The sequence below is a fragment of the Nocardioides pinisoli genome, assembly GCF_024199985.1.
GTDB classification, from domain to species: Bacteria; Actinomycetota; Actinomycetes; order Propionibacteriales; family Nocardioidaceae; genus Nocardioides; species Nocardioides pinisoli.
Genome location: NZ_JANARS010000001.1, coordinates 503,746 through 528,591 on the forward strand (window position 1 = coordinate 503,746; position 24,846 = coordinate 528,591).

The 24,846-nt window shown below is 70.1% G+C and carries 18 protein-coding genes; 12 read left to right on the forward strand and 6 right to left on the reverse strand.

Annotated features, from left to right (window positions below):
* Positions 1 to 70: 70 nt before the first annotated feature.
* On the forward strand, positions 71 to 955 hold the full coding sequence (locus tag NCI01_RS02435; RefSeq protein WP_254179871.1) for a LamG domain-containing protein: 885 nt from the start codon (positions 71 to 73) through the stop codon (positions 953 to 955).
* On the opposite strand, the gene NCI01_RS02440 is transcribed toward NCI01_RS02435, so the two are convergent.
* Complete coding sequence (locus tag NCI01_RS02440) at positions 952 to 1,911, reverse strand: DMT family transporter (protein WP_254179872.1); 960 nt, start codon at positions 1,909 to 1,911, stop codon at positions 952 to 954. The two genes, NCI01_RS02435 and NCI01_RS02440, sit on opposite strands and share 4 nt — an antisense overlap.
* Positions 1,912 to 2,205: 294 nt before the next feature.
* On the opposite strand from NCI01_RS02440, the gene NCI01_RS02445 reads away from it, so the two are divergent.
* Complete coding sequence (locus tag NCI01_RS02445; protein WP_254179873.1) at positions 2,206 to 4,005, forward strand: polysaccharide biosynthesis protein; 1,800 nt, start codon at positions 2,206 to 2,208, stop codon at positions 4,003 to 4,005.
* Between the two features lie 16 nt (positions 4,006 to 4,021).
* On the opposite strand, the gene NCI01_RS02450 is transcribed toward NCI01_RS02445, so the two are convergent.
* Entirely contained in the window at positions 4,022 to 5,080 is a 1,059-nt protein-coding gene (locus tag NCI01_RS02450; RefSeq protein WP_254179874.1) for a glycoside hydrolase family 16 protein, read from the reverse strand.
* A gap of 175 nt (positions 5,081 to 5,255) precedes the next feature.
* Between NCI01_RS02450 and NCI01_RS02455 the strand changes: the two genes are divergently transcribed.
* Genes NCI01_RS02455 through NCI01_RS02490 form a run of 8 tightly spaced genes read left to right on the forward strand, consistent with a single transcriptional unit; the run spans position 5,256 to position 14,591 of the window.
* Positions 5,256 to 5,861 carry an acyltransferase gene (locus tag NCI01_RS02455; RefSeq protein ID WP_254179875.1) on the forward strand — a complete coding sequence of 202 codons (606 nt, stop codon included), beginning with the start codon at positions 5,256 to 5,258 and terminating at the stop codon, positions 5,859 to 5,861.
* Positions 5,858 to 6,922 carry a non-hydrolyzing UDP-N-acetylglucosamine 2-epimerase gene (wecB, locus tag NCI01_RS02460; protein WP_254179876.1) on the forward strand — a complete coding sequence of 355 codons (1,065 nt, stop codon included), beginning with the start codon at positions 5,858 to 5,860 and terminating at the stop codon, positions 6,920 to 6,922. The genes NCI01_RS02455 and wecB overlap by 4 nt, the downstream gene beginning before the upstream one ends.
* Position 6,923: 1 nt before the next feature.
* Entirely contained in the window at positions 6,924 to 8,012 is a 1,089-nt protein-coding gene (locus tag NCI01_RS02465) for a DegT/DnrJ/EryC1/StrS family aminotransferase (protein WP_254179877.1), read from the forward strand.
* 2 nt (positions 8,013 to 8,014) lie between these two features.
* Complete coding sequence (locus NCI01_RS02470) at positions 8,015 to 9,022, forward strand: Gfo/Idh/MocA family protein (protein WP_254179878.1); 1,008 nt, start codon at positions 8,015 to 8,017, stop codon at positions 9,020 to 9,022.
* Positions 9,019 to 10,329: a nucleotide sugar dehydrogenase gene (locus NCI01_RS02475; RefSeq protein WP_254179879.1), complete on the forward strand. Its 1,311-nt coding sequence runs from the start codon at positions 9,019 to 9,021 to the stop codon at positions 10,327 to 10,329. Before NCI01_RS02470 ends, NCI01_RS02475 begins: the two co-directional genes overlap by 4 nt.
* A gap of 10 nt (positions 10,330 to 10,339) precedes the next feature.
* Positions 10,340 to 12,148: a glycosyltransferase gene (locus tag NCI01_RS02480; protein ID WP_254179880.1), complete on the forward strand. Its 1,809-nt coding sequence runs from the start codon at positions 10,340 to 10,342 to the stop codon at positions 12,146 to 12,148.
* A 5-nt stretch (positions 12,149 to 12,153) separates the two neighbouring features.
* Positions 12,154 to 13,341 carry a glycosyltransferase gene (locus tag NCI01_RS02485; protein ID WP_254179881.1) on the forward strand — a complete coding sequence of 396 codons (1,188 nt, stop codon included), beginning with the start codon at positions 12,154 to 12,156 and terminating at the stop codon, positions 13,339 to 13,341.
* 5 nt (positions 13,342 to 13,346) lie between these two features.
* Positions 13,347 to 14,591, forward strand: coding sequence for a lipopolysaccharide biosynthesis protein (locus tag NCI01_RS02490; RefSeq protein ID WP_254179882.1), 1,245 nt, complete (start codon positions 13,347 to 13,349; stop codon positions 14,589 to 14,591).
* Here the strand turns inward: NCI01_RS02490 and NCI01_RS02495 are convergent.
* Complete coding sequence (locus NCI01_RS02495) at positions 14,527 to 16,512, reverse strand: sugar transferase (RefSeq protein WP_254179883.1); 1,986 nt, start codon at positions 16,510 to 16,512, stop codon at positions 14,527 to 14,529. The genes NCI01_RS02490 and NCI01_RS02495 overlap by 65 nt on opposite strands.
* Positions 16,509 to 17,732, reverse strand: coding sequence for a DegT/DnrJ/EryC1/StrS family aminotransferase (locus NCI01_RS02500; RefSeq protein WP_308213183.1), 1,224 nt, complete (start codon positions 17,730 to 17,732; stop codon positions 16,509 to 16,511). The genes NCI01_RS02495 and NCI01_RS02500 overlap by 4 nt, the downstream gene beginning before the upstream one ends.
* 17 nt (positions 17,733 to 17,749) lie before the next feature.
* On the opposite strand from NCI01_RS02500, the gene NCI01_RS02505 reads away from it, so the two are divergent.
* Positions 17,750 to 19,711, forward strand: coding sequence for an acyltransferase family protein (locus tag NCI01_RS02505; protein ID WP_254179884.1), 1,962 nt, complete (start codon positions 17,750 to 17,752; stop codon positions 19,709 to 19,711).
* Here NCI01_RS02505 and NCI01_RS02510 read toward each other — a convergent pair.
* Both NCI01_RS02510 and NCI01_RS02515 read right to left on the reverse strand, forming a co-directional pair.
* Entirely contained in the window at positions 19,688 to 21,115 is a 1,428-nt protein-coding gene (locus NCI01_RS02510; protein WP_254179885.1) for an O-antigen ligase family protein, read from the reverse strand. The genes NCI01_RS02505 and NCI01_RS02510 overlap by 24 nt on opposite strands.
* Positions 21,112 to 22,791: a glycosyltransferase gene (locus tag NCI01_RS02515; protein ID WP_254179886.1), complete on the reverse strand. Its 1,680-nt coding sequence runs from the start codon at positions 22,789 to 22,791 to the stop codon at positions 21,112 to 21,114. Before NCI01_RS02515 ends, NCI01_RS02510 begins: the two co-directional genes overlap by 4 nt.
* Positions 22,792 to 22,852: 61 nt before the next feature.
* Here NCI01_RS02515 and NCI01_RS02520 point away from each other — a divergent pair, with 61 nt between their 5' ends.
* On the forward strand, positions 22,853 to 24,745 hold the full coding sequence (locus tag NCI01_RS02520; RefSeq protein ID WP_254179887.1) for an anthranilate synthase family protein: 1,893 nt from the start codon (positions 22,853 to 22,855) through the stop codon (positions 24,743 to 24,745).
* Positions 24,746 to 24,846 lie beyond the last annotated feature (101 nt).

Here is a 24,846-nt window from a genome sequence, read left to right on the forward strand (position 1 = left end):
GTCGTCGTCGGTGGTGCCACGTAGGATTCTCCGCTCAGGTCCGGTCCGGTCAGCTGACTCCTGGAGGGTGATGTCCCTGCTCGCGCGCGCCCTCGGCACGGTCGTGTCGGCGCTCCTCCTCGTCGTCGTCGCCGACGCCCCCGCCGGGTTCGGCGGCGGCCCGGGAGTGATCGCCGCGCTCGACCCGACCCCGGAGCCCACGCCGGAGCCCACGCCTGCCGCGCCCGAGCCGACCCCGGCCCCCGAGCCCACGCCGGTCTCGGGGTGGGAGACCGTGTTCTACGACGGGTTCGACGGTCCCGCGGGGGTGTGGCCGGACCAGTGGCACAACATGCTGTGGACCAACGCGGCCGCGCAGAACGGACTGGGCCAGCTCGAGGTCGGGCACCTCTCCCAGATCCGCACCAACCAGGGCTGGACGCTCCCGGTCGGCACCCGGGTGCGGGTGAGCGCCAGCCTCCTGATGCCGGACACCGGCAGCAACTACGCGGCCCTCTGGGTGCAGCACCCCAACGGCGTCGACCCGCGCGAGATCGACGTGATCGAGAGCTACGGCCCGCTCAAGCCGGCGGGGGCCCAGTTCGCCTCCCACATCTGCTACGACGACACCCCCGAGACCGCCGTCAACGCCTGCGCCGCCACGGGGAGGGCGCCGGTCATGACGCCGGTGACCCAGCTGTTCCCGGCCGGGGCGGAGCCGTGGAGCAGGTTCTGGAGCTACTCCGCCGAGTTCACCGTCGGTGGTGACACGGTGCTGTTCTCCGCCAGCGATCCTGCGGGCAACCGTCCCTACGAGATCGCGTCCGCGCCCGACGCCCGCCGCGTGCCCGGCAACGCCGCCCCCATCCAGGTCCGCCTGTCCAACAAGGACGTCAAGCCCGAGCACGCCGTCCCCGGCGGCACCCGGCACAGCATGCTGGTGGACTGGGTGACGGTCGAGGTGGACTACCCCTAGGCGCTGTCGAGCACCGGCCCGGCAGCGGTGCTGGGCCTGCCCAGCCCTGCGACCGCGCCGAGCACCAGCACGATGCCGACGGCCGCGGCCGGACCGAGCGACTCGGACAGCACGACGGCCGCGACGACGGCTGCGGTGACGGGCTCCACCAGGCTCGCCGTGACAGCAGTGCTCGGCGCGACGACCCGCAGCCCCGAGTAGAGCAGGACGTAGGCCAGCGCCATCGTGAGCACCCCGAGGTAGGCCAGCCAGGCCAGCGCGGCCGGGTCGGTGGTGACGAGCGGGCCGTCGACCAGTGCCAGGCACGGCAGCAGCACCGCCGCACCCACCAGGGTCATGCCGGCCGTGAGCACGAGCGGCGGCGCCTGCTGGCTGACCGACCCACCGGCGGCCGTCGTCAGCGCGTACGTCGTACCGGACGCGAGGGCGAGCAGCACTCCGGCGACCGGCGCCGGCCCGGTCGACGACTCGTGCCCGGCGACGCTGACGAGCAGCAGGCCGGCCAGTGCCGCCGCGAGGACGGCCAGCCGGCCGCGTGACGGGGCGCGGCGATGGCGTACGGACTCCGCGACGGTCAGCAGCACGGGCGCGAGGCCCAGGCTCACCACGGTCGACACGGCCACGCCGACCTGGGTCACCGAGACGAAGTAGAAGCCCTGGTAGGCGGCGGTGCCCACCCCGACGACCAGCAGCTGGCGCGGGCGGGTGCGGGCGAGGTCGACGAGCTCACCGCCCCGACGCAGCGCAAGGAGCGCGAGCAGGAGGACGCCGGCCGCGATGGCCATCCGCCACGCGCTGATCGTCACGGGAGAGAGGGGGTCGTGCTCGCGGATGAGCTGGACCGCGAGGCCGCCGGTGCCCCACAGGACGCTGGCGGCGGCGACCTCGGCGAGGCCGCGCAGGTGGGACTGCGGGTGGACGTGAACGTGGGGGTGGAGGTGGGACGAGGTGGGCATGCTGACGACGCTCCGGTGCGAGTCGGGACAGGGCTCGGAGGGAGCGGCGGACCGCTCCGGCTCAGGCGGCCGGAGGCGGGAGCAGGCGGGGCTGCGGCGTCATGGGACGAGTCTGCCAGTGTCGGGCGCCTGCGACATCCGGGTTTCGCGCCGCGTCTGGTCGGGGCGTATCGATCTGGACGTCAGCATCCGGTGGCCGAGCCCACACCGGCCGGGCCAGGTTCATCGCCCAGCCTGGCCGAACATCGGCGGAAGTGCCTGCCCGGGGCTTCGGCGTTACCATCAGGGGAATTTGTGTCCGCAAAGCCGGGGGAAGTGATGAACAACGCGATCATGCGGCGAGCCGCCCTCGCCACCTGGGACGTCTTGGGGTGGACCTTGGCTACCGCCCTGGTGATCGGTGTGCGCCACGACTTCAGCATTAACGAGGTCGAGTGGCAGTCGGTCATCCGCTACTGGCTCCTGGCCTGCGTGCTCATGCTGGGCCTGGGCTACGCCACCAAGTTCTACCGCGGCCGGTTCCTGGTCGGCTCATTCGATGAAGCGCTTGGACTCGCCGTGCACGTCGGCCTGGTCGGGATGGCTGGCATTGGGATGAGCCTGTTCGTCAATGAGTCCGTACCGCGCAGCATCCCCGTTCTCGCGCCGCCGGTCGCCCTCCTGTTGTGCGCTGCGGGACGTTGGTTCTACCGTGCCATCCGAGACAAGTCCGACGACCTTGTCGCTCCGGCAGATGTGCACAATGCGCTCGTCTATGGGGCCGGCGAGGCCGGCCGGCAGGTCCTGCAGCTGCTCCGCAACGAGCGCGAGCTCAAGCTGCGCGTGGTGGGGTTCGTCGACGACAACCCCGGCAAGCGCCACCTGCGCATCCTCGGAGTTCCAGTCCTGGGTGACGGTAGTCGGCTGGAAGAGCTCGCCGTCGCCCACGAGGTTGACACCGTGGTGTTGGCTGTGCCGCAAGCGGCGGGTCAGTTCATCGGCCAGTTGCAGGAACGGGTCCATGAAGCCGGCCTCGAGCTCCTCTTGCTGCCTCGTGTGTCCGAGCTCATGGGCGGGCGCGTCCAGTCCAACGACCTGCGACGCATCGAGATCGAGGACGTCCTGGGGCGGCACCAGGTCTCAACGAACCTTTCCGACATCGCGGGCTACTTGTCGGGTAAGCGGGTGTTGATCACCGGTGCCGGAGGATCAATTGGTTCGGAGCTTGCCCGCCAGGTGCACAAGTTCGGACCGGCCACGATGGTGATGCTGGACCGCGACGAATCCGGCCTACATGCTGCACAGCTGGGGATCTTCGGGCACGGCTTGCTTGACAAGTCCGACACCGTACTCGTCGACATTCGAGATCTCGAGGCGCTTCGCAAGGTGTTTGCGGAGCACCGTCCCGAGATCGTCTTCCATGCAGCGGCCCTCAAGCACCTACCCATGCTGGAGCGCTTCCCTGACGAGGGATGGAAGACCAACGTCCTCGGCACGCTCAACCTGCTTCGTCTTTCCGCAGAGTTCGACGTCGAGCAGTTCGTGAACATCTCCACCGACAAGGCAGCGGATGCCTCCAGCATCCTCGGCCTCACCAAGCGACTGGCCGAGCAACTGACCGCGTGGCAGGCCGAGCAGACCGGTCGGCCATACATCAGCGTGCGGTTCGGAAACGTCCTTGGCTCCCGTGGTTCGATGCTCCACACGTTCAACGCCCAGATAGCCGCTGGCGGGCCGATCACCATCACCCATCCCGACGTCTCCCGATACTTCATGACGATCCCGGAAGCGTGCGAGCTCGTCGTGCAGGCAGGCGCCATCGGCCACTCTGGCGAGGTGATGGTCCTCGAGATGGGCGAACCCGTGCGGATCCTCGACGTAGCGAAGCGGATGATCCAGCTTTCAGGTGCGAGGGGGGTCGACATCGTGTTCACGGGGCTGCGTCAGGGCGAGAAGCTTCACGAGAAGCTGTTCGGCGACGAGGAGCATTCACGCGCTACGCGTCACCCGATGATTCGGGCAGTGGAGGTGGCGGCGCTGGACCCGGTGGAGCTCGACGGACCGACCGATGCGATGCCGTCGGCATGGGATCACAGGACGCCGGGCGGTCGCTGACCTGTGCGTTCTCTCGTTACTGAGCCGGCTTGAGCGGGTCCTGGCCCCAGACGCGTACCCAGTCCACGTCCATGGCGCGACTGTCGCCCGAGAAGCGACGGTCATCTGGGCTGAGCAGCGCCAGCGCCATGAGCTGCGGTGGCGATGCCACGCCCCTGGTCGCGGTGCGGACCGCCCGACCGTCGACACGGAACACATAGCGAGTCGGGGTCCAATCGACCGAATAGACGTGGAACTCATCGTCCGCGGTGGGGTCGGGTGTCACCGGCCGAACAGCTCGACGCACCGTCCCCGACTCGGTTTCGAGCCATTGCACGGACGTTCGAGCCCTCGACCGTCCGCGCCCTTTCGTCGAGGCGATCATCACGCCCTCCTCCGTCGGGGCGAGAGTCCACGGGCGCGACGCGCCGGCCGGTTGGAGCCAGAAGCCTCCGGTGACGTCGTCCTGTGCCGCAAACCGGATGCGTGCGGCGATCGTGCCGAAGCCCAGAGGCGAGTCGTAGACGACATGCCCGTTGGCCCGACCTGGCTGAGGCAAGTCGCACGACACCGTCGGGTCGGTCTTGACCTCGAGCCGGAGCACACCGTCGGTCACGAAGGCGGCCTCGTCATCGCCGCGTGAGCAGGAGTAGCCCTCGCGAGGTTGGCCGACTCCGGTCCAAGGAGCGCGCAACGAAGCATCGAACTCGTCCGTGAACAGGATCGGCGCACCGTCGCGCCCGGGGTACAGGTGCGCGGCTCGCGTCGTGCCGTCAACCACGGCCACCACGCGCGCCCACACGTCGCCCGGGGCGACGAACGAAGCGTCGCCCCTGTCGTCGGTGTTCGTCGTCCTTCCGGCGCGCCAGCCACCGTCGGCCCAAGTCTGGAGCTCGACCTCCACGCCGGCGCCGGCGCCGTCGAAGTGGGCTGTGACCCGGTAGTCGGCCCGGTCCGCGGGTTCCGTGTCCTCACCGGGGGCGATCAGCTGGGGGCTCACGCTGAGCGCGACGCCTGCGCCGTCGACGTAGTCGTGCTCGGGCGGTGCGGCACTGTCGGATGCGCACGCCCCCACCGAAGCGACCAGCAGGCCCACGAGCAGCCCCCTCAACACAAGGCGTGGCTGGCGAATCCGGCCCCGGCGGGAAGGGAGCGGCAACATCTACCTAGTCTTTCGTATGGCGGGCGCGGGCCGACAGGGGAGCCGCTGATGTGTGTCCTGAGCCAGTGAATGATTAGCATGACGGGCCAAGGCGACAGGGGGTAGTTCTGTGTCCATCAAGGTGGTTCCGTCGGCAGACGTCGACGCGACGGCCGAGATCGGGGACGGTTCTTCGATCTGGCACCTGGCCCAGGTGCGCGAACGAGCCCGGCTCGGCAAGGGCTGTGTCATCGGCCGAGGTGCCTACGTCGGTCCGGACGTGGAGCTCGGCGAGCACTGCAAGGTGCAGAACTACGCGCTGGTCTACGAGCCGGCACGGCTCGCCGACGGCGTGTTCATCGGTCCAGGGGTGGTCCTGACCAATGACACCTACCCCCGTGCGATCAACGCGGACCTCACGCTTAAGAGTGCGTCGGACTGGGAGCCCGTGGGCGTCGTGATCGAGCTGGGCGCAGCCGTCGGTGCGCGCTCGGTCTGCGTGGCCCCGGTGACCATCGGGGCCTGGGCCATGGTCGCTGCGGGGAGCGTGGTGACCGACGACGTACGTCCGCACGCGCTGGTGGCGGGCGTCCCTGCGCGTCAGATCGGCTGGGTCGGCAAGGACGGTCGCCGACTTGAGAGCGACGGCGACCGGCGATGGGTCAGCCCCACCGGCGAGACGTACGACGAGGTCGACGGTCACCTGCGGTGGGCCGAGGAGGCTTCGCCAGAGTGAGAATCGTGAGCGTCGTCGGGGCCAGACCGCAGTTTGTGAAGCTGGCACCCGTCGCGGCGGCAGCCGTCCGTGCCGGTGTCGAGCACCGCGTCATCCACACCGGTCAGCACTATGACCAGAACATGTCGCAGGCCTTCTTCGACGAGCTTGACATCGCCGCGCCCGACGTCAACCTGGAAGTCGGCTCCGCGAGCCACGGAGTCCAGACCGGACGCATGCTGGCCGAGATTGAGCCTGTCCTTTTGGACGTCGAACCCGACTGGGTGCTGGTCTACGGCGATACGAACTCCACCCTTGCGGCGGCTGTGGCAGCAACCAAGGTGCATCTCCGCGTTGCCCACCTCGAGGCGGGTCTCCGCTCGTTCAACAGGCGGATGCCCGAGGAGCACAACCGCGTGCTCACTGATCACGCCGCCGATCTTTGTCTGGCGCCGAGCGAGATCGCCATGGGGCATCTCGCGGCGGAGGGTCTAGCCGAGCGCGCGGTGCTTGTTGGGGACGTGATGGCCGACGTGCTGCGCCAGACGGCCGAGCGGGTCGCCGGTGACCCGGTGGACTCGCCGGTGGAGGCGAGCTCGCCCTACGTGGTCGCGACCGTGCACCGACCGGACAACACCGACGACCCCGAGCGGTTGGCCGCGATCCTAGGTGGACTCGCGGCGCTCGACAGGCGGGTGTTCCTCGCCGCCCACCCGCGTCTGGTCGCCAAGGCTGCGGCTCACGGACTGTCGCTGGACGAGGGCAGCATCACCCCGGTGCCGCCGCTGTCCTACCCACAGCTCGTGCAAGCGGTCCGTGGGGCGAGCGCCGTTGTCACCGACTCCGGCGGCCTGCAGAAGGAAGCGTTCCTCCTCGGCGTGCCCACCAGCACGCTGCGCGCCGAGACCGAATGGGTAGAGACGTTGGCCGGCGGCTGGAACGAGCTCGTCACCGACTTCGACGCGATCGGAGCGAGCGTGAACAGGCTTCCGCCAGAGGAGCCGCGGGGCCATCCCTACGGCGACGGCCATGCGGCAGACGCCACCTTGGAAGTGTTGATCGAACGTGCAAAGGAACTCTGACGTGCCCGCATTCATACCTCCTGCCAAGCCCATCATCGGAGCGGAGGAGCGTGCCGCGGTCGACCGCGTCCTGACGAGCGGCATGATCGCCCAGGGCCCTGAGGTCGCCGCGTTCGAGCGCGAGTTCGCCGAACACTTCCGCCTCGACCGCGCCTGCGTGGCGGTGAACTCCGGCACGTCCGGGCTGCACCTCGGCCTGCTCGCCAGCGGAATCGGTCGCGGCGACGAGGTGATCGTCCCCAGCTTCACCTTCGCCGCTACCGCCAACTCGGTCGCGCTCACGGGCGCCACACCGATCTTCGTCGACATCGAGGCCGACACCTTCTGCCTCGACCCTGATCGGGTCGAGGACGCGATCACGGACCGTACGGCGGCCGTGATGCCTGTTCACCTCTACGGCCACCCCGCCGACATGACCGGCCTGCAAGCCGTCGCAGACAAGCACGGCATCAGGTTGTTCGAGGACGCGGCGCAGGCGCATGGGGCAGCAATTGACGGCAAGCCCGTGGGCAGCTTCGGCACTTTCGCGATGTTCTCCCTGTATCCCACGAAGAACATGACGTCGGGTGAGGGCGGAATGGTCTCCGCTGCCGATGCCGAGGTCGAGCGGCTGCTGCGGCTCTATCGCAACCAGGGCATGGAGCGGCAGTACGAGAACGAGGTGGTCGGTCTCAACAACCGAATGACCGACATCCATGCGGCCATCGGTCGGGTCCAGCTGACCAAGGTCGACGCCTGGACCGAGCAGCGACGCAGGAACGCAGCGTTCCTCGACGCCAACCTCGACCACGTGGTCACCCCTCCAGTGCGCAAAGGGGTCCGTCACGTCTACCACCAGTACACCGTTCGGGTGCCGGAAGACCGCGACGGTCTGGCAGCAGCGCTCCGCGACGAGTACGCCGTTGGTTCAGGCATGTTCTATCCGATTCCGAACCACCGCCTCGCTCCGTTCCAAGCGCCGGTCGACCTGCCGGAGACAGAGCGTGCCGCTCGCGAGTGCCTCTCGCTGCCGGTTCATCCGAGCCTCTCCGAGGCCGACCTCGAACGGATCGTCGATGCCGTGAACACCCTCGCCAAGGCAGGTGCCTGATCATGACCGAGCGGAACCGGCTGCGTTTCGGTCTGGTGGGCATGGGGATGATGGGTCGCAACCACGCTCGGGTGCTGGCTTCCCTCGATGGGGTCGAGCTCGTGGGTGTCGCAGATCCGGCAGGAGATCGTTTCGGCGTCGCAGGCGCCGCCACGGTCGTGGACTCGGTGGAGCAGCTGGTGGAGCTCGAGCTCGACGCGTGTGTGGTCGCGGCGCCGACTGGACACCACTTGATGACCGGGCTCACCCTCGCGGCCGCTGGCGTTCCGGCACTGATCGAGAAGCCCCTGGCGACTTCCGAGCTGGAATGTGTCCAACTCGTCGAAGCATTCGAGTCGACCGGTCTGGTCAATGCGGTCGGCCACATCGAGCGCAGCAACCCCGCACTCCGCGCCCTGCGTGAGCGCCTCGCTGCAGGCGAGCTCGGGGAGATCCACCAGGTGGCTACGCGTCGCCAGGGTCCGTTTCCGCACCGCATCGCTGACGTCGGGGTCGTCAAGGACCTCGCCACGCACGACATCGACCTCACCAGCTGGGTGCTGCAGTCCCCGTACGCGCGGGTCTCGGCGCAGACGGCTCACAAGAGCGGGCGGGACCACGAGGACCTGATCGCGATCACCGCGCTCTCCGAGAGCGGCATCGTCATCAACCACCTCGTCAACTGGCTCTCACCGCTGAAGGAGCGCGCCACGGTCGTCACTGGCGAGCGCGGAGCGTTCGTGGCCGACACCCTGCACGGGGACTTGCACTTCCACGAGAACGGTCAGGTCGCGACCCAGTGGGACCAGGTGTCCTCCTTCAGGGGCGTCAGCGAGGGCAACAGCATCCGTTTCGCCATTCCCAAGCCCGAACCGCTGCGGGTCCAGCACGAGGCGTTCCGTGACGCCGTGCTCGGCAAGGACGCCGAGATCATCACCATGCGCGAGGGCATGGCGACCGTGCGCGTCGCGGACGCTTGCCTACTCTCGGCTCGCGAGGGTCGCACCATCGAGCTGAGGCACAGAGGATGAGGATCGTCGTCATCGGCCTTGGGAAGATCGGCCTCCCGCTCGCCGCGCATTTCGCCGACCGGGGCAACGACGTCATCGGCCTCGACGTCAACCCGCAGCTGGTGGAGACGGTCAACGCTGGCCGCGAGCCCTTCCCCGGTGAGGCGCACCTCGCCGACCACCTCGCCCGACTTGTGCCGACCGGCCGCCTGCGCGCGACCACCTCCTACGCCGAGGCCGTGCCCCAGGCGGATGCGGTGATCATCGTCGTCCCGCTCGTCGTCGATGGTGAGGGACGTCCGGACTTCGGTTGGATGGACGCGGCCACCGAGCAGCTTGCCCGGCACCTCACCGCCGGCACGCTCGTCAGCTACGAGACCACCCTCCCCGTCGGCACCACCAGGTCACGGTGGCGGCCCATGCTCGAGGCGGGCAGCGGTCTGCGCGCGGGTAGGGACTTCCACGTTGTGTTCTCCCCCGAGCGAGTGCTCACCGGCCGTGTCTTCGAGGACCTCCGCAAGTACCCCAAGCTCATCGGGGCTCTCGACGAGTCGGGGGCGGCTCGGGCCCGCGCATTCTACGAGGCGGTGCTTGACTTCGACGACCGACCCGACCTGGCGCGCCCGAACGGCGTGTGGGACCTCGGCTCCTCCGAGGCCGCCGAGATGGCCAAGTTGGCCGAGACCACCTACCGCGACGTCAACATCGCCCTCGCCAACCAGTTCGCGCGCTACTCCGAGCAGGTGGGCGTGGACGTCTACCAGGTCATCGAGGCCTCCAACTCGCAGCCCTACAGCCACATCCACCGTCCCGGCATCGCGGTCGGAGGGCACTGCATCCCCGTCTATCCCCGGCTCTACCTGGCTGGCGACCCCGACGCGACCGTCGTGAGGGCGGCCCGCGAGGCGAACGCAGCGATGCCCGAGCACGCGGTGGCCAGGCTGGCAGAGTCCTACGGTGGCCTCGATGGCGCTCGTGTGGTCGTCCTCGGCGCGGCCTACCGCGGTGGAGTGAAGGAGACGGCGTTCTCAGGCGTCTTCGCGACGGTCGCCGAGCTGGAGCGGCGGGGTGCCACGGTCTACGTGCACGACCCGCTCTATTCCGACGAGGAGCTCCGTAGCCTCGGGTTCACGCCGCGCAACATGGCCGCGGACGGCGAGACGATCGACGCCGCAGTGGTGCAGACCGACCACGCCGACTACCGCGACCTGAGCGCGGACGCCCTACCCGGCGTCAAGGTGGTTGTCGACGGTCGCAACATCGTCACCTCGGTCCCGCCGGGCACCCGGCTGGTCACGATCGGCAAGCCGCACGTCGAGGGTGCGTGATCGTCGCACCATGAGTAGCGAGAAGCTCAGGCTCGATGAGGTCTACGCGGACTACGACGGCGGGCGTTGGTCCCGGTCCAACCGGGGGTACGCCGAGCTGGTCGACGAGCGGGAGACGGCTCTCGTCGACGCCGTCGCTGGGGCCGTCGCCGGCATCGACCGGCCCCGGGTGCTGGACCTCGGGTGCGGTGACGGGGCGGACCAGGACTGGCTGAGGCGGGCGATGGGTGACCGGGGCCTGCTGGTGGGGGCCGAGCTGAGGTTCGAGGCACTCCGCACATCCGCGGTCCAGCAGGGTCGACTCGTCGTGAACGCCGACGCTGCTCGCCTGCCCTTCGCCGACGAGACGTTCGACGTCGTGCTGATGGCGACGATGCTGTCGTCCGTGCTCGACGACCGGTTGCGCGCGGGGATCGCCGCCGACGTACGACGCGTGCTTCGCCCGGGTGGTCGGGTCGTCGTCTACGACATGCGCGTTCCGAACCCGCAGAACCGCGCGATCCGGCCGGTCACCCGGCGCGAGCTGACGATGCTGTTCCCGTCGATGTCGCTCGAGTCGCGCTCACTGAGCGTCATCCCCCAGTTGGCGCGCGCGATGCCCGGTGCGCGCGCCGCCGACCTCTACCGCCTCGCACACCGGGTGCCGCTGTTCCGCTCGCACCGGCTGACGATGCTGCGCAAGGGTCGTTCCTCCGTGCGGGTGGTCCACGTGACCTCCTCGCACCCGCCGACCGACCCTCGGATCTACGTCAAGGAGGTGGGCACGCTCCGCGCCGGAGGCTACGACGTCGTGCTCGTGGCGCCGACGGAGGACCGCACGGCTGTCGCCGATCCCGACTTCTCTCCCCTGGCGGCCCGTTCGAGCCGACTCGGGCGGTGGTTGCTGTCATGGCCGACGACATTCCGACGCGTGCAGGGTCTGGCGCCGGACGCGATCCACTTCCACGACCCCGACCTGCTCCCGGTGGCTCTCGCCTGGCAGGCGCGTGGGCGCAAGGTCATCTACGACGCCCATGAAAGCCTCGCCAAGGACGTCTCGCACAAGCCGTACCTGTCGCCCTGGCAGAGCCGCCTGCTCGCCCCGGTCATCGGGTGGGTGGAGTCGGCTGTGGCCAGCCGTATCACCCACGCGGTCGCAGCGACCCCCGCGATCGCCGCGCAGTGGGACTTCCCCTCGACCGTGGTCGCCAACTTCCCCGTCCTTGACGAGTGGCAGGCGATCGACGGCTCTTGGGAGTCCTACCAGGCGCGGGCGCTCCAGGGCTGCTACGCCGGCGTCGTGCACCCGGAGCGCTGCACCGACGCGATGGTGGCGGCCGCAGGAGCCCTCGCCAGACGTCGGGAGGCCACGCTTGTGATCGCCGGTCCCGTGTCGGACGAGGCCATTCCCACGGGCGACGGCGTCGAGTACGTCGGCACCTTGAGCCGCACCGGCGTCGTGGACCTGCTTGCAGCATCCCGGTTCGGGCTGGTCATCTACCAGCCCGCGCCGAACATCGTCGAGGCGCTTCCCACCAAGGTCCTTGAGTACATGGCGGCCGGGCTGCCGGTCGTGATCTCGGAGTCCCTCCGCGTCGGGTCCGAGCTGGTCCGGGAGGAGGACTGCGGCCTGGTCGTCCCACACGACGACCCGGACGCTCTCGCGGCCGCCATGCAGTCCCTGCTCGACGACCCGGAGGAAGCGTGGGCCATGGGCCAGCGGGGCCGTGAGGCAGTCGGTGCGCGCTACTCCTGGTCCACCGAGGGCGACCGACTGCTCAGCGCCTACCACCGGCACGTCGGCCCCCCGGGCGGCCGGGTCACGACCGCGGAAGCGTGAGCGGAATGCGTGTTCTTCTCGTCGCCCACCAGTACTGGCCGGTGCCAGGCTCGGCGAGCCAGGTGCTCGGTGGTCTCGTAGCGCGACTGCGCGAGCGCGGGCACGAGGTCGTCGTGCTGACGTCGCGACCCGACGCCCGAACCGGCCGCGAGCTCGAGAGGCTCGGGCCGCAAGGGGAGCGCGTGCTGTTCGTGGGACCGCCCGAGGCAGGTGTCTCCGCCCCCCGTCGCGTGACCAACCTGGCATCCTTCGCGGCGGGCGTCCGGCGCGCGGCGCGCACCCTGCAGTACGACGTGGTCGTCTCCGACCCGCCCCCAACCGCCGCCACCGCTGCTCTCGCGGCCGCCTCCTCGCGCAAGGTGCCGTTCGTCTACTACCTCGCCGATTCCTGGGGCGGGGCAGCTCGTGGGTCGCGCCGGCCCTGGATCCGAGCGGTGAGTCCGGTGATCTCCGCGGTCGAGGACCGGGCGCTGACCCGCGCCCGGCTGGTGATCGCTGCGACCGACGGAATGCGGGAGGTGGCCGAGCGTGCGGGAGCCCACGAGATCCACGTGGTGCGCAATGGCGTCCCGACAGACGTCTTCTCCCCCGAGGGCGACGAGTGGTGGCCCCACGACGACCGGCGACCCTTCTTCCTCTACGCCGGAAACGCGGGCGTGGTCCACGGCGCGGAGGTCTTCTGCGCCGCGGCGGAGCGCCTGTGGCGCGAAGGTGCCGACTTCGACGTTGTCTACATGGGCTATGGAAGCGACTCTCCCCTGATCGATGCCGCCGCCGAGCGGTGGCCCGAGCGGCTCGTCCAGGTCGGGCTGCGTCCGCCGCTGGAGGTCGCGGCCGCCTCGCGCACAGCGATCGGAGCTCTCACCTCGCTGCGCGACGTGCCGCAGTATGCCGACGCCCGACCGATCAAGGCGATGAGTGGTCTGGCATGCGGTACCCCTCTCGTCTACGCCGGTCGTGGAGAGTTCGCCGACGAGGTGCGTGCCCACGGCCTCGGTTTCGTCTCGTCGTGGGACGTCGACGAGGTGGTCGGCACCCTGCGCGCCGCATTGGACGCCGCGAAGCGCAGCGAGAAGGTCGCCGAGATGCGTGCGCGTTGCGCGGCGTACGCCCTCGAGAACTTCGACGACCGGATCTCCTCGTCGCGAGCAGCTGACATTGTCGAGCGTGCCGCCGTCGAGCAGCGCGGCTGACATTCGTGAGCAGGCCGCGCGGCCAGAGCGGCGCCCGTCGTGGTGTTGCCGTGATCGTGTCCGGGACCCTGGTCGCCCAGCTCCTCGTCCTGGCTGCCTACCCGATCCTGACGCGCGTCTTCACCGCTGCCGAGTTCGGTGCCTACGCGCTCGTGTATGCCGTCGCGAACCTCTTCTTCCCCCTCGCCGCCCTACGCGTGGACGCCTTGGTGCCGTTGCCGCGCTCGGAGGACGAGGCGATCGACCTGGTCGGCTTCGGCCTGCGCGCGGCAGCCGGTGTCGGGCTGTTGGGCACGGCGGTCGTCCTGCTCGTCCAGGCGTGGTTGTTCGGCGGCGGTGAAGGCAGCTGGCGCTGGCTGTGGGCCGCCGTGCCGTTGACCGCGCTGGTCGCGGCCTTCCAGGTCGTCAACGCATGGGCGATCAGGCGTGGCCGCTTCGGCGCGATCGCTCGACGCAGCGTCCTCCAAGCGGCAGTGATGGTGAGCATTCAGGTCGCTGCCGGGCTCGGCGGAGCAGTGGCCGGTGGGCTGCTTGCAGGCCTCTCCGTGGCGTTCGTCGTGTCGATAGTCGCCCTGGTCGTCGGCAGCGGGCTACCGCGGGAGGTGCTGACCCTGCGCCGCGGTGACCTGCACGGTCGAGCTGGTGCGGCGGCGAGTCTCTCGCTCGCAGGTGTGCTCAACGGTGCCGGCCTGCAGGCTCCGGTTCTGCTCGTGTCCGCCTTCTTCGGCCTCGGAGCCGCAGGGCAGTTCGCCTTGGCCCAACAGGCCATCGCTGTGCCCGCGGCTCTCGTGGGACAAGCGGTGTCGCAGGTCTTCCTCAGCCGCCTGTCCGCGCACGTGCGCGAAACCGGCGAGAGCGGCAGGACCATCTTCCTGGCCGCCACACGTCCCCTCCTGCTGCTCGCGGTCCCCGCCGGTCTGGCTGCCCTTCTCCTTGCTCCCGCCGTGTTCCCGATCGTGTTCGGTGATGCGTGGCGGGTGAGTGGCGAGATGGTTGCAGCGCTGAGCGTCTCGCTGGCTGCCCAGCTCGTGGGCGCGCCGCTGTCGCAGACTCTCATCGTCGCTGGTGCGGCGCGCACGCAGCTGGCTTGGGACGCCTCCCGCGTCGTCGCCGTGGTCGCGTCCCTGGTGCTGGCAGATCTCGCAGGAGCCAGCGCAACGGGTGCCGTGTGGTGCTACAGCCTGGTCAACGCGGCGTCGTACGTGGTGGGTTGGGTGCTCGCATACCGGGCTTCGTCACGGACCGGCTGACCGGGTCATCGTCCATGAAGGCCAGGACCCGATCCGACCATGGTGCCCGCTCCGGGAGTTGCCTCACGGGGCAGAGCCAGGCGGCCACGCACGCTGCCAGGAACCCGAAGCTGAGGATCGCGGTGAATGCGCCGCCGTTGCTCAACGAGATGAGCGGCACGGCGAAGAGCGAGCACGCCACAGGTAGCGGTACGCGGCGGCACGACTCGTCGGCGAGCCGCAGTAGCAGCCCGGCGAGCACCGCCTCCACCAGCATCCCGGTGTAGCCGAGGTTCATGAAGCCGTCGCCGAAGAAGTTGACGTTGGCGTTGGTGCCCTCGGTGCCGAAGAGCGCCTCGCCGACCAGGACGTACGGGAGCTCGTCGTAGGGAGAGGCAGCGAACGGGACGACGTCGGAGAAGTTGGTGTGCGGGTGGGCCTGGAAGTACCAGACGTAGCCGGCTGTCAGGACCCCCGGGATCAGCAAGAACCTGATCGACAGCACCGCGCTCCACATCAGGGAGCCGGTGACCGCGTCCATGACGCGCCCGCCCACCATGACCAGCGGCCACAACAACGGCATGCGCCACACCGGCCACTCCCTGCCGGGGTAGGTCATCTGGGTCAGCAGAATGACGAAGGGGATTGAGAGCAGGGTCAGCTTGAGCCCGCCCGCCAGGTAGAGCAACGTCTGGAGGATGATCCCGGCACCCAGCATCCACGGATTGCGGCGAACCCACCCGAGCCCGATGAGCAGCGGGTTGAACACGGCGTAGGTGAACGGCAGCAGGTACGGCAGCACCGGCGTCGCGACGAAGGACTCCTTGAACTCCGCCCGCACGGCATAGACGTCGCTGAACGACAGGTAGCCGAGCCGCAGCTCGACGACGCTGAAGAGCCAGCCGTAGACGCCCGCGCTCATCACCGCGCCAGCGATCCAGAACCAGCGCCCCAACCGCACCTCGGGGGCGAGCCCGAACGGTCGCCGGGCCGTGATGCCGCGAATCACGAAAGTGCCGACCGCGAGCGCAACCGTCAGCACGGCGGCGTCCAGCCGGTCCAGTCTGTCGGACCAAGTAGCGACGAGAGCGCTCGGAACCACGACGATCGTGAATATCAGCCACTGCGCGAGGTCTGAGATACGAACGAACCTGCGCGGCATCACGACCGAGCACGTCAGGAGCAGCGCCACCGCCAGGAGCGTCCCCCAGCCGTTGCCCTGCCGCCAGACCATGCCCTCGTGGTCCCAGTTGTCGACGTAGTAGGTGCGATAGAGCACGAAGAAGGTGATGAGGTAGGCGCTCATCCCCAGCAGGACCGCACGCAAGGATGCCGGGGCGTCGCTCCTGCGCGGTCGGTCACCGGCGATCGCGCGCACGGTGGCGACCATGACCGCAAGGTCCGTCCACGGGGTCGCGCGACGGATGTAGGCGCCGTAGAGCCGCAGCTTGTGGGGCGTCAGGACCTCGCGGTAGTAGCGTTCCGGATCCCCCTGCGCGGCCAGCAGCGAGCTCTCGTCGTGCAGCTCCAGCGCGGCCGGGTCGGTGATGCCGGGCCGCACCGACAACACGAGCTCACGATCCGCCTCGGGCCACATCTCGACGTATTGCGGCACCTCAGGTCGCGGCCCGACGAGGCTCATCCGGCCGCGCAGCACGTCCCACAGCTGCGGCAGCTCATCGAGCTTCGTGCGCCGCAACAGCCGACCGCTTCGGGTGATCCGCGGGTCGTCGCCGATCGTGACGGACACGCCGTCACTGAGGTGCCGCATGGTGCGGAACTTGTGGATCTCGAACTCGGCGCCGTGGCGGCCGACGCGGCGTTGGCGGTAGAGCGCGGGCCCGGGTGAGTCGAGCCGCACCCACACGCTGATCACGACGAGGAGGGGAAGCAGGAGAAGGAGACCGGCGGCCGAGAGTGTGAGGTCGAGCAGTCGCTTCACGTGAGCTCCTGGGTGACCATGTCGATCACCCGATCCACGTCGCTGGTGCTCATCGAGGAGTAGAGCGGCAGGCTCAGGCACCGCTCAAAGGTGTCGCTCGCGACGGGGAAGTCGATCGGCCGGGCGCCGGTCAGGTCACGCCAGTACGGCTGCAGGTGCAGCGGGATGAAGTGGACGCTAGTTCCGACGCCGAGGGCTGCGAGTCGCTCGATGAGGGTGTCCCGCCCGTGCGGTGCGTCCTCGTGAAGACGGACGACGTAGAGGTGCCAGGCATGGCGGGTGCCGCTCGGTCCGTGCGGCGGGAGGGTGAGTGGCAGGCCCTGCAGCGCCTCGTCGTAGCGTCGCGAGATGTCTTCTCGCGCCGACCTCATGCTCTCGGCCCGGCCCAGCTGGACCAAGCCCATGGCCGCAGCTGGGTCCGTGAGGTTGTATTTGAAGCCGGGTGCGATGACGTCGTATCGCCAAGCCGGGAGTTCGGAGCGGTAGCGGTCGAACGCGTCGCGACTGATGCCGTGCAGCCGCATGACCCGCGCTCGGTGGGCCAGGTCCGGGTCCCGCGTGACGATCATCCCGCCCTCGCCGGTCGTGATCGTCTTGGTGGCGTAGAAGCTGAACACCGTCGCCGCCGAGTCACCGGAGCCCACGAGCTCCCCATCGCGGGCGGCCGGCAGCGCGTGGGCGGCATCCTCGACCACGTTCAACCCATGCCGGGAAGCAAAGTCGCGCAGAGGCCCGGGAGCGACCGGGAGGCCGGCGAAGTGGACGGGCATGACTGCCCGGGTTCGATCGGTGACGAGCGCAGCCGCGGCCGCCAGATCGAGGTTGAGGGTGTCGGGCTCGACGTCGACCAGCACGGGAGTGGCGCCGAGGTAGCGCACCACCTCGGCGGTCGCGGTGAAGGTCCACGTGGGCACCAGCACCTCGTCGCCCGGACCGATGTCGAGGGCCTCCATCGCCAGGTGAAGACCGGCAGTCGCACTGTTGACCGAGACGGTCTCGACGCCACTGCCGATGAACTCGGCAAAGGCGCTCTCGAACTCCTTCATGCGAGGCCCCGACGTCAGCCAACCGCTCCGCATGGCCTCGGTGACCGCTGAGATCTCATCCTCGCCGATGTCGGGCAGCGCAAAGGGGATCCGAGCGGCACCGTGCATGCTCGCCACGATAAGGCATCTTTCGCGCGCGCCGGGATTTGCCGACGCTCGGCATCGGCGGGTCACCCACTATCGTCCCACCAGTGACCAGGTCGCCCGCGCAGCCGATACGTGGCGACATCCAGACGCTGCGGGCGCTCGCCGTGTGGATGGTCGTGGTCTGTCACGCGTGGCCCTCGACGCTGCCGGGTGGGTTCGTCGGGGTGGATGTCTTCTTCGTCATCTCCGGCTACCTCGTCGCCGGCAGCATCCTCAAGGCCACCCGGCGCGGTGAGCGCGTCTCGGTGGGTGCGTTCTGGTCGCGCCGCGTTCGCCGCATCGTCCCAGCTGCCTCCGTGGTGGCGTTGGCCACCACGGTGGTCTTCTGCCTGGTCCTCGACCCCTTGGAGACGCGGCGGTACGTCGGCGACGGTATCGCGGCTGTGCTGTTCGTGGCCAACTTCCGTGCTGAGCAGGATGCCGCCGGCTACTTCTCGGTCGTGGACCCGTCACCGTTCCGCCACTACTGGTCCCTGGGCGTGGAGGAGCAGTTCTACGTCCTTCTCCCGTTGCTCGCCGCCGCCGCGGTGCTGCTGCGCATCCGCGGCCGTGCCGTCGTCCCCCTCGTCGCAGCCGTCACCGCGCTCTCCTTCGTGGGCGGCATCTGGCTCGCGCGGTCCTACCCCGGGCTGGGGTTCTACATGCTCCCGTCGCGCGCGTGGGAGTTCGGCGCCGGCGCGCTCGCCAGCCTGCTGCCGGCCCTCGGGGTGCGACTCGGGGCACGGTTCGCGACGGTGGTGACGGCAGCAGGGGTGGCCGGCATCGTGCTTTCGGTTGTGAAGCTGAGCGAGAGCAGCCTCGTGCCCGGGCCCTGGGTGGTCCCTGCCGTGCTTGGGACGGCTCTGCTCCTCAATGTTCACGGCGACGGGACGGAGCCGCCGCGCTGGCTCTCGTTCGCCCCGGCCCGTTGGCTGGGTGACCGCAGCTATGCCCTCTACCTGACTCACTGGCCGCCGATCACGTGGCTGTTGATCCGTGACGAGGGCCGTCCCGCGCCACTCCTGGACACGGTCGCTGCCGTGGCGCTCGCGCTCCTCATGGCACTCGTGGTGCACGCCCTCGTCGAGCGTCCCCTGCACCGCGGAGCTCGCCTGCTTCCCTCCCGTGCGCGCACCCTTACGGCGATGTCAGGAGGTGTCGGGGTCGTGTCGGTGTGCGCACTCCTCCTCGTCCCCTTCGCGGTGTCCGCCGACGCCGGTCGTGTCGCCGCCGTGCCGACCCCGCAGGAGGTCCTCGCCGGGCCGGTGACGAACCCGGGGTTCGTCAGCGACGACCTCGTGCCGTCGCTCAGCCGGGCGCGCACCCTCAACGGGCTCTACGAGGGGTGTCACGGCCTCGTCGAGGAGACGGAGGCCAAACCCTGCCTCTATGGACCGGGCTCGAGGCCGACCGTGGTGGTCGTGGGTGATTCCCACGCGGCCAACTGGTTCGACGGGGTCCGCACGGCATTCCCCAACGACCGCGTGGCGTTCGTGACCCACACGAACTGCCCCCTGTACGGCGGTGGCCCGGCCGGCTCGTCCTGCAACCGATGGCTCGACAGCGCGGAGCGCTACCTGGCCGAGGAACGACCGCCCACCGTGATCCTTGCCAACTACACCTCCGCCTATGTGTCCGGCGACCTCGACGACGAGGCGAGCCGGGATCGCGTGGAGGTCGGGTGGTCCGGCCTGCTCGAGCGTCTCGCGGCCGTCCGCGACGTGGTCGTACTGGGCGACGTCCCCTCGGCAGCGTTCGACCCGCCGCGCTGCCTGGCCCGCCACCTCGAGGACGCACGAGCGTGCGACTTCTCGCCATCAGCGGTGTCAGTCGGCTGGAACGACGTGGAGCGTCGAGTCGTGACCGCCGCCGGACGCCGCTGGGTAAACACCCAGGACTGGTTCTGCGCGGAGCGTTGCGCTGCACTTGCCGGCAACGTGCAACTGTGGCGCGACAGCGCCGGCCATCTCACGCCGGAGGCATCGGCCCTGATGGCTCCTCGACTACGCGCTGCTGTCGGAGGTTGAGCGACGGCGCCCGGAGATCCACTCACGTCGTTGGGGAGCGCGGCGTCTTCCCGGTTGCAGGGCCGGTGATGCTGCCGGCTGGAGCTTCCGGTCCGAAGCTAGTGGACCGAGCTCCACCTCGGCGACCTCCGTCGTCGAGGGCCCAAGCCGGTCGAGCGGTGTCGAGCCGGACGTCGACAGGAGAGCCGACAGCAGGAACCAGCCCAGCGGGGTTCCGGCAACGGGCTCGGCGATGCCGAGGGTGACCAGAGCCACCAGCATCACCAGCAGGAACCCACCGCGGACACGGGCGTCGGTCCGCCGGTCCGCAGCCATCAGCAACCGGACCGCTCGCCACCCGACCAGGAGGTGGCAGGACAGGAGCAGCCCCACCCCGATCAGTCCGACCTCTGGCAGCGGGTCGACGAACGAGTTGTGCCCGTGCGAGAAGGGGATGCCGGTGAGGTCGTGGATCCTTTCGAGCACCGGGTTCGGGGGCGCGATGTGCCACGCGTGGAACCAGACCGCCCCGAAACCCTCGCCGTTCCACAGTGCCGGACGACTCGACTCGATGGCCGCCGACCACACCTCGACCCGACCGTCCAGGGTAGCGACCTCTCTGCCGAGCAGGACCGCTCCCACCAGCTGGTACGCCGGGAAGGCGAGTGCGAGCATCACCCCTACGATCACCTCGATGCGCCAGTGTCGGGTGCCGGCGAGCCACCGCAAGGCTGCGACCGCCGCCGCGGTTGCGGCGACGCTCACGGCGGCGACCATGGCCGTGCCGGAGTAGGCGAGGACCACACCAGTCGCTAGGAACACGGTCACCGCGGTCCACGGTGCCCAGCCCCACCGGGATCGGGGAGTCATTGCGAGCATCGCCGCCAGAGCCGGGACGAGGGTGTAGCCCAGGATGTTCGCGTTGGCGACCACCCCGACGAGCCACCCGTCGTTGCCGGGAGGTGTCCCGGCGCCGGGGACGCCCGTGGCCGCCGCGTGGATCGATGCCGCAAGAACGGTGACTCCCCCCGCAGCGACCCCGGCCGCGAACGTCCTCAGGTCGATGTTGGCGGCCGAGAGCACGCCGATGAGCGCGACGGCGCCGTAGATAACGAGCGCTCGCACCGTCGACTCCGGCGACATGCTCCACGTCCAGCTCAGGGCTGCCCATCCCAGGTATGCCGCGAGAGGCCAAGCGACGCGCGGCAGGCGCATCCACGGCAGCTGGAGAACCAACCAGACGGCCGCAAGCTTCCAGGCCCGTCCGAACGAGATGTCGAACGGGCCGATCGTGAGCAGCGGGTTGGCCAGGAGGTAGTAGACCTGGGCCAAGAACAGGACCCACAGGACACTGCGGGTCGAGCCCCACGCGGCTGGCTCCCTGGTTCGCGTCAGCAGCCAGGGGCGCCCACCCGTCGCCCTCATCGCCGCCTCCTGAACGTCCACCGGCTGGTGCTGGTGTCGCCGGCATCGTCCCCCGCCTGGGAATGAGCCTGCAAAGGAGAGGTCGCCTGGTCCTCCCCGACGTGTCGCTCGGCGAGCCGCGCACGTGCGCGGGCTTCGTCGCGCGCTACTGTCGCGTCCGCCAGCTCCGCCCGCAGCGCGACGACAGCCTCGTTGACCATACGCAGGTCGGCTGCGGCCTGCTCGTTGAGCGCGGCGATGCGGTGCTTCTCGGCGACCTCGGCCGCGAGCTCGACTCGCGCGTCCACGAGGCGCTGCGCCTCGGCTCCGTCGAGCAGCACGACCCGGTCGGCGAGCCGGTGGCGTACGCGCTCGTGCCCCCGCTGCCAGGTGTCTGCCTCGTGAGCGCTGCGGGACCCCTCGTCCGCGCTCCAGATGCGGTAGACGGACGTCGGCTCCGGCGAGCCGGTCACGCCCGCGACGCCGGCGGCGCGCAGGAGCAGGTCCCAGTCCTCCGTCGTGTCGAGGTCCTCGTCGAACCGTTCGCCGAGGTCCACCACGATCCCGCGCGGGAGGGCGATCGCCATGAACGGGGTGGCGTTGTCGACGAGGTGGTCGACCATGCTGAACTCGGACGGCCACCCGAGGTGCGCCTGACCTACGGGCCCGGCCGCCGTCTCGCGGCGCCCGGCGACGGTCACCTGGGTCCGTACGACGTCCTGGCGCAGCGTGGCGGCACGGAGAACGGTGCCCGGAGCGGACCGCTCCAGGTCGGCGAACGTCTCGACCCAGGTCGGGGTGACCAGGTCGTCGTCGTCGAGCACGGCCACGTAGCGGCCACGAGCCACGTCGAGCGCGTCGTTGAGCGGCGCCGAGCGCCCCGCCCGCTCGACCTCGACCACGGTGGTGCGCTCCTGCAGCCAGTCCGGGAGGGTCGCGAGACTGGCGCGCACCGCGACCAGGTCGTCGGGAGCGACGCGGTGTGCGACGACGACGAGCTCCAGGTCGCGGACGGTCTGGGCCGCCAGGCAGGTGAGCGCCTCCTCCAGGCAGAGCAGGCGGGTGCCCTGCGTCCGCGTGATGACGGTGAGGAAGGGGCGCGCGGTTTCGTCGGCGGGAACCGGGTGGCCAAGCCCGGTCTGGGAGAGCAGCCGGTGGAGCGACGTCCCGGGGATCGCCGCCGGGTGCCCGTAGGGCGGTTGGGGCCCTGGGGGAGGTGGTGTGGCACCGGTCGCCCCGCCGGGGACGACCAGCGTGCCGGGCACGTGGAGTGCCTCCACGCCCTCCGCAGCAGCGGCGGCGAGCGCCGCGTCGAGACTGTCGGCCCGGCGCACGGCGTCGGGGGCGGTCGGGTGCACGGCACCGCAGCGCGCAGCGTCGTCTCTGGGCCACGTGGGCACGACGGTCACGGGCTGGTCGGCCGAGGCGCCCGCTGCCAGCACCGCCAGGGCGCGCGGGCTCGGCAGGTCGTCGACCCGGCCGTGCAGGGTGAGCGCCCCTGGCACGAGCTCAGCGACGACGTCGACCCCGGCGGCGACGGCTGCCTCGCGCGCTGCCGCGGAGACGTCGCGTGCGCCGGTGACGACCAGGTGGCGCTCGGCACGGACCCTCTTCAGTGCCTGCAGCCAGGCCAGCAGCGCCGCGTCCGACCTCTGCGGCGTCACCGGGCCGGACAGCACCAGCTGGACGTCGGTCACGATGGGGCTCCTGGGCGGACAGGGTGGGGGGCAGGGACGATCCAACACTAAAGTTCGGCCCATGACCGAGACCCCAGCCGTCAGCGACCTCCTGGAGCACATCCAGGGGTACGGCGCGTGGGCGGTCATCCGGCGCAAGGCGTCGCCGACCGCCGGGCTGATCGGCGGCACGCCGCACGAGGTGGCGAGCCTGCTCGACATCCCGCTGGAGACCGGGGCGCCGGAGCCGGGCCGCAGCGCCGACCGGCTGGTGGCCGTGCCGTTCCGGCAGGTGCGCGAGCGCGGCTTCGCCGCCATCGACGACGGCACCCCGCTGACCGTGGTCGACATCGAGGCCGAGCACGAGGTGGCGGTCGACGACCTGCTTGCGGCGCTGCCCGACGTGCCCGTCGAGTTCGCCGACAGGGGCGGCTTCGCCACCAGCGACGACGACTACGGCAAGGTGGTCGAGGCGATCATCCGCCACGAGATCGGGCAGGGCGAGGGGGCCAACCTCGTCATCGGCCGTCACTACCGCGCCGTCGTCGCCGACTGGGACGCCGCGAAGGCCTTGACGGTGCTGCGGCGCCTCATGGAGCGCGAGCGCGGCGCGTACTGGACGTTCTGCTTCTTCACCGGCGAGAGGTTCCTGATCGGCGCGAGCCCCGAGCGGCACGTCTCCGTGCGCCAGGGCGACGTCCGGATGAACCCGATCTCCGGGACGTTCCGGGTCGCCGGCCACGGCGACGCGCTCAAGGAGCGGCTGCTCGACTTCCTCGCCGACGAGAAGGAGGTCTTCGAGCTCTTCATGGTGGTCGACGAGGAGCTCAAGATGATGTGCGACATCTGCCACGAGGGCGGCCAGGTGCTCGGGCCGTTCCTCAAGCCGATGACGCACCTGATCCACACCGAGTACCTCCTCGCCGGCCGTTCCGATCGCGACCACCGCGAGATCCTGCGCGACACGATGTACGCCGCGACGGTGACGGGCGCGCCCGTCGAGAACGCCTGCCGGCTGATCGCCGACTACGAGCCCGAGGGCCGCGGCTACTACGGCGCCGCGCTCGCCCTCTTCGGGCGCTCGCCCGACGGCACCCCGACGATGGACAGCCCCATCCTCATCCGCACCGCCGACGTCTCACCGTCGGGCGAGCTCAAGGTCACCGCGGGCGCGACCCTGGTCCGCGACTCCGACGCGGCCTACGAGGTGGCCGAGACGCGGGCCAAGGCCGGCGGGATCCTGAGCGCCTTCGGCCTGGCGCCGCGGGCGACCTCCGACGGCACGGACATCGCCGAGCTGGCGCGGGACGAGGACGTCGTACTGGCCCTGGGGACGCGCAACCAGCGGCTGTCGCGCTTCTGGCTGACCGACCAGGCCGGCGAGCCCGCCGACCCCGGTCTCGCCGGGAAGCAGGTCGTGATCCTCCACGGCGAGGACGACTTCGTGAACATGCTCGTCCACGTGCTCGGGGTCTTCGGCATGACCTCGCGCGTGGTGCGGCACGAGGACTACGAGACCGGGGCCTTCGACGGTGCCGACCTCGTCATCGTCGGGCCCGGCCCGGGTGACCCGCGCGAGGGCGACCACCCCAAGATCGCGTCGTTCCGGCGCGCCGTCGACGACCTGCTCGCCTCGGGGCAGCCGTTCCTCGCGGTCTGCCTGGGCCACCAGACGCTGTGCCAGCGGCTCGGTCTCGACCTCGGCTACAAGGACGTCGTCTTCCAGGGCACGCAGTCGCCGGTGCGGCTCGACGGGCGGACGGAGCGCGTGGGGTTCTACAACACCTTCGTGGGCCGCGTGCCGGCCGGCGCCACCCTGCCGGACGGCGTACGCGTCGAGGCCGACGAGGCCACCGGCGACATCCACGCCGTCACCGGCCCGCACTTCCGCGGCATCCAGTTCCACGCCGAGTCGATCCTCACCGAGAACGGCTACGACCTGCTCCACACGGCGGTGCGCGACCTCCTCGCCTGACGCGCGGCCCCGCCGCCCACCGAAGTCAAGTCATCGTGTAGACATTCGTTCGGCGTGGCAGGCAACGAAACGGGGGCGGACGGCGTCACCCTTGGTAGCCA

Excerpts from the sequence above, each read along its gene's own strand:
- NCI01_RS02485 (WP_254179881.1), top strand. The coding sequence starts at position 12,154 with ATGCGTGTTCTTCTCGTCGCCCACCAGTACTGGCCGGTGCCAGGCTCG.
- NCI01_RS02520 (WP_254179887.1), top strand. The coding sequence starts at position 22,853 with ATGACCGAGACCCCAGCCGTCAGCGACCTCCTGGAGCACATCCAGGGG.
- NCI01_RS02480 (WP_254179880.1), top strand. The coding sequence starts at position 10,340 with ATGAGTAGCGAGAAGCTCAGGCTCGATGAGGTCTACGCGGACTACGAC.
- NCI01_RS02470 (WP_254179878.1), top strand. The coding sequence starts at position 8,015 with ATGACCGAGCGGAACCGGCTGCGTTTCGGTCTGGTGGGCATGGGGATG.
- NCI01_RS02510 (WP_254179885.1), bottom strand. The coding sequence starts at position 21,115 with ATGAGGGCGACGGGTGGGCGCCCCTGGCTGCTGACGCGAACCAGGGAG.
- NCI01_RS02475 (WP_254179879.1), top strand. The coding sequence starts at position 9,019 with ATGAGGATCGTCGTCATCGGCCTTGGGAAGATCGGCCTCCCGCTCGCC.
- NCI01_RS02440 (WP_254179872.1), bottom strand. The coding sequence starts at position 1,911 with ATGCCCACCTCGTCCCACCTCCACCCCCACGTTCACGTCCACCCGCAG.
- NCI01_RS02435 (WP_254179871.1), top strand. The coding sequence starts at position 71 with ATGTCCCTGCTCGCGCGCGCCCTCGGCACGGTCGTGTCGGCGCTCCTC.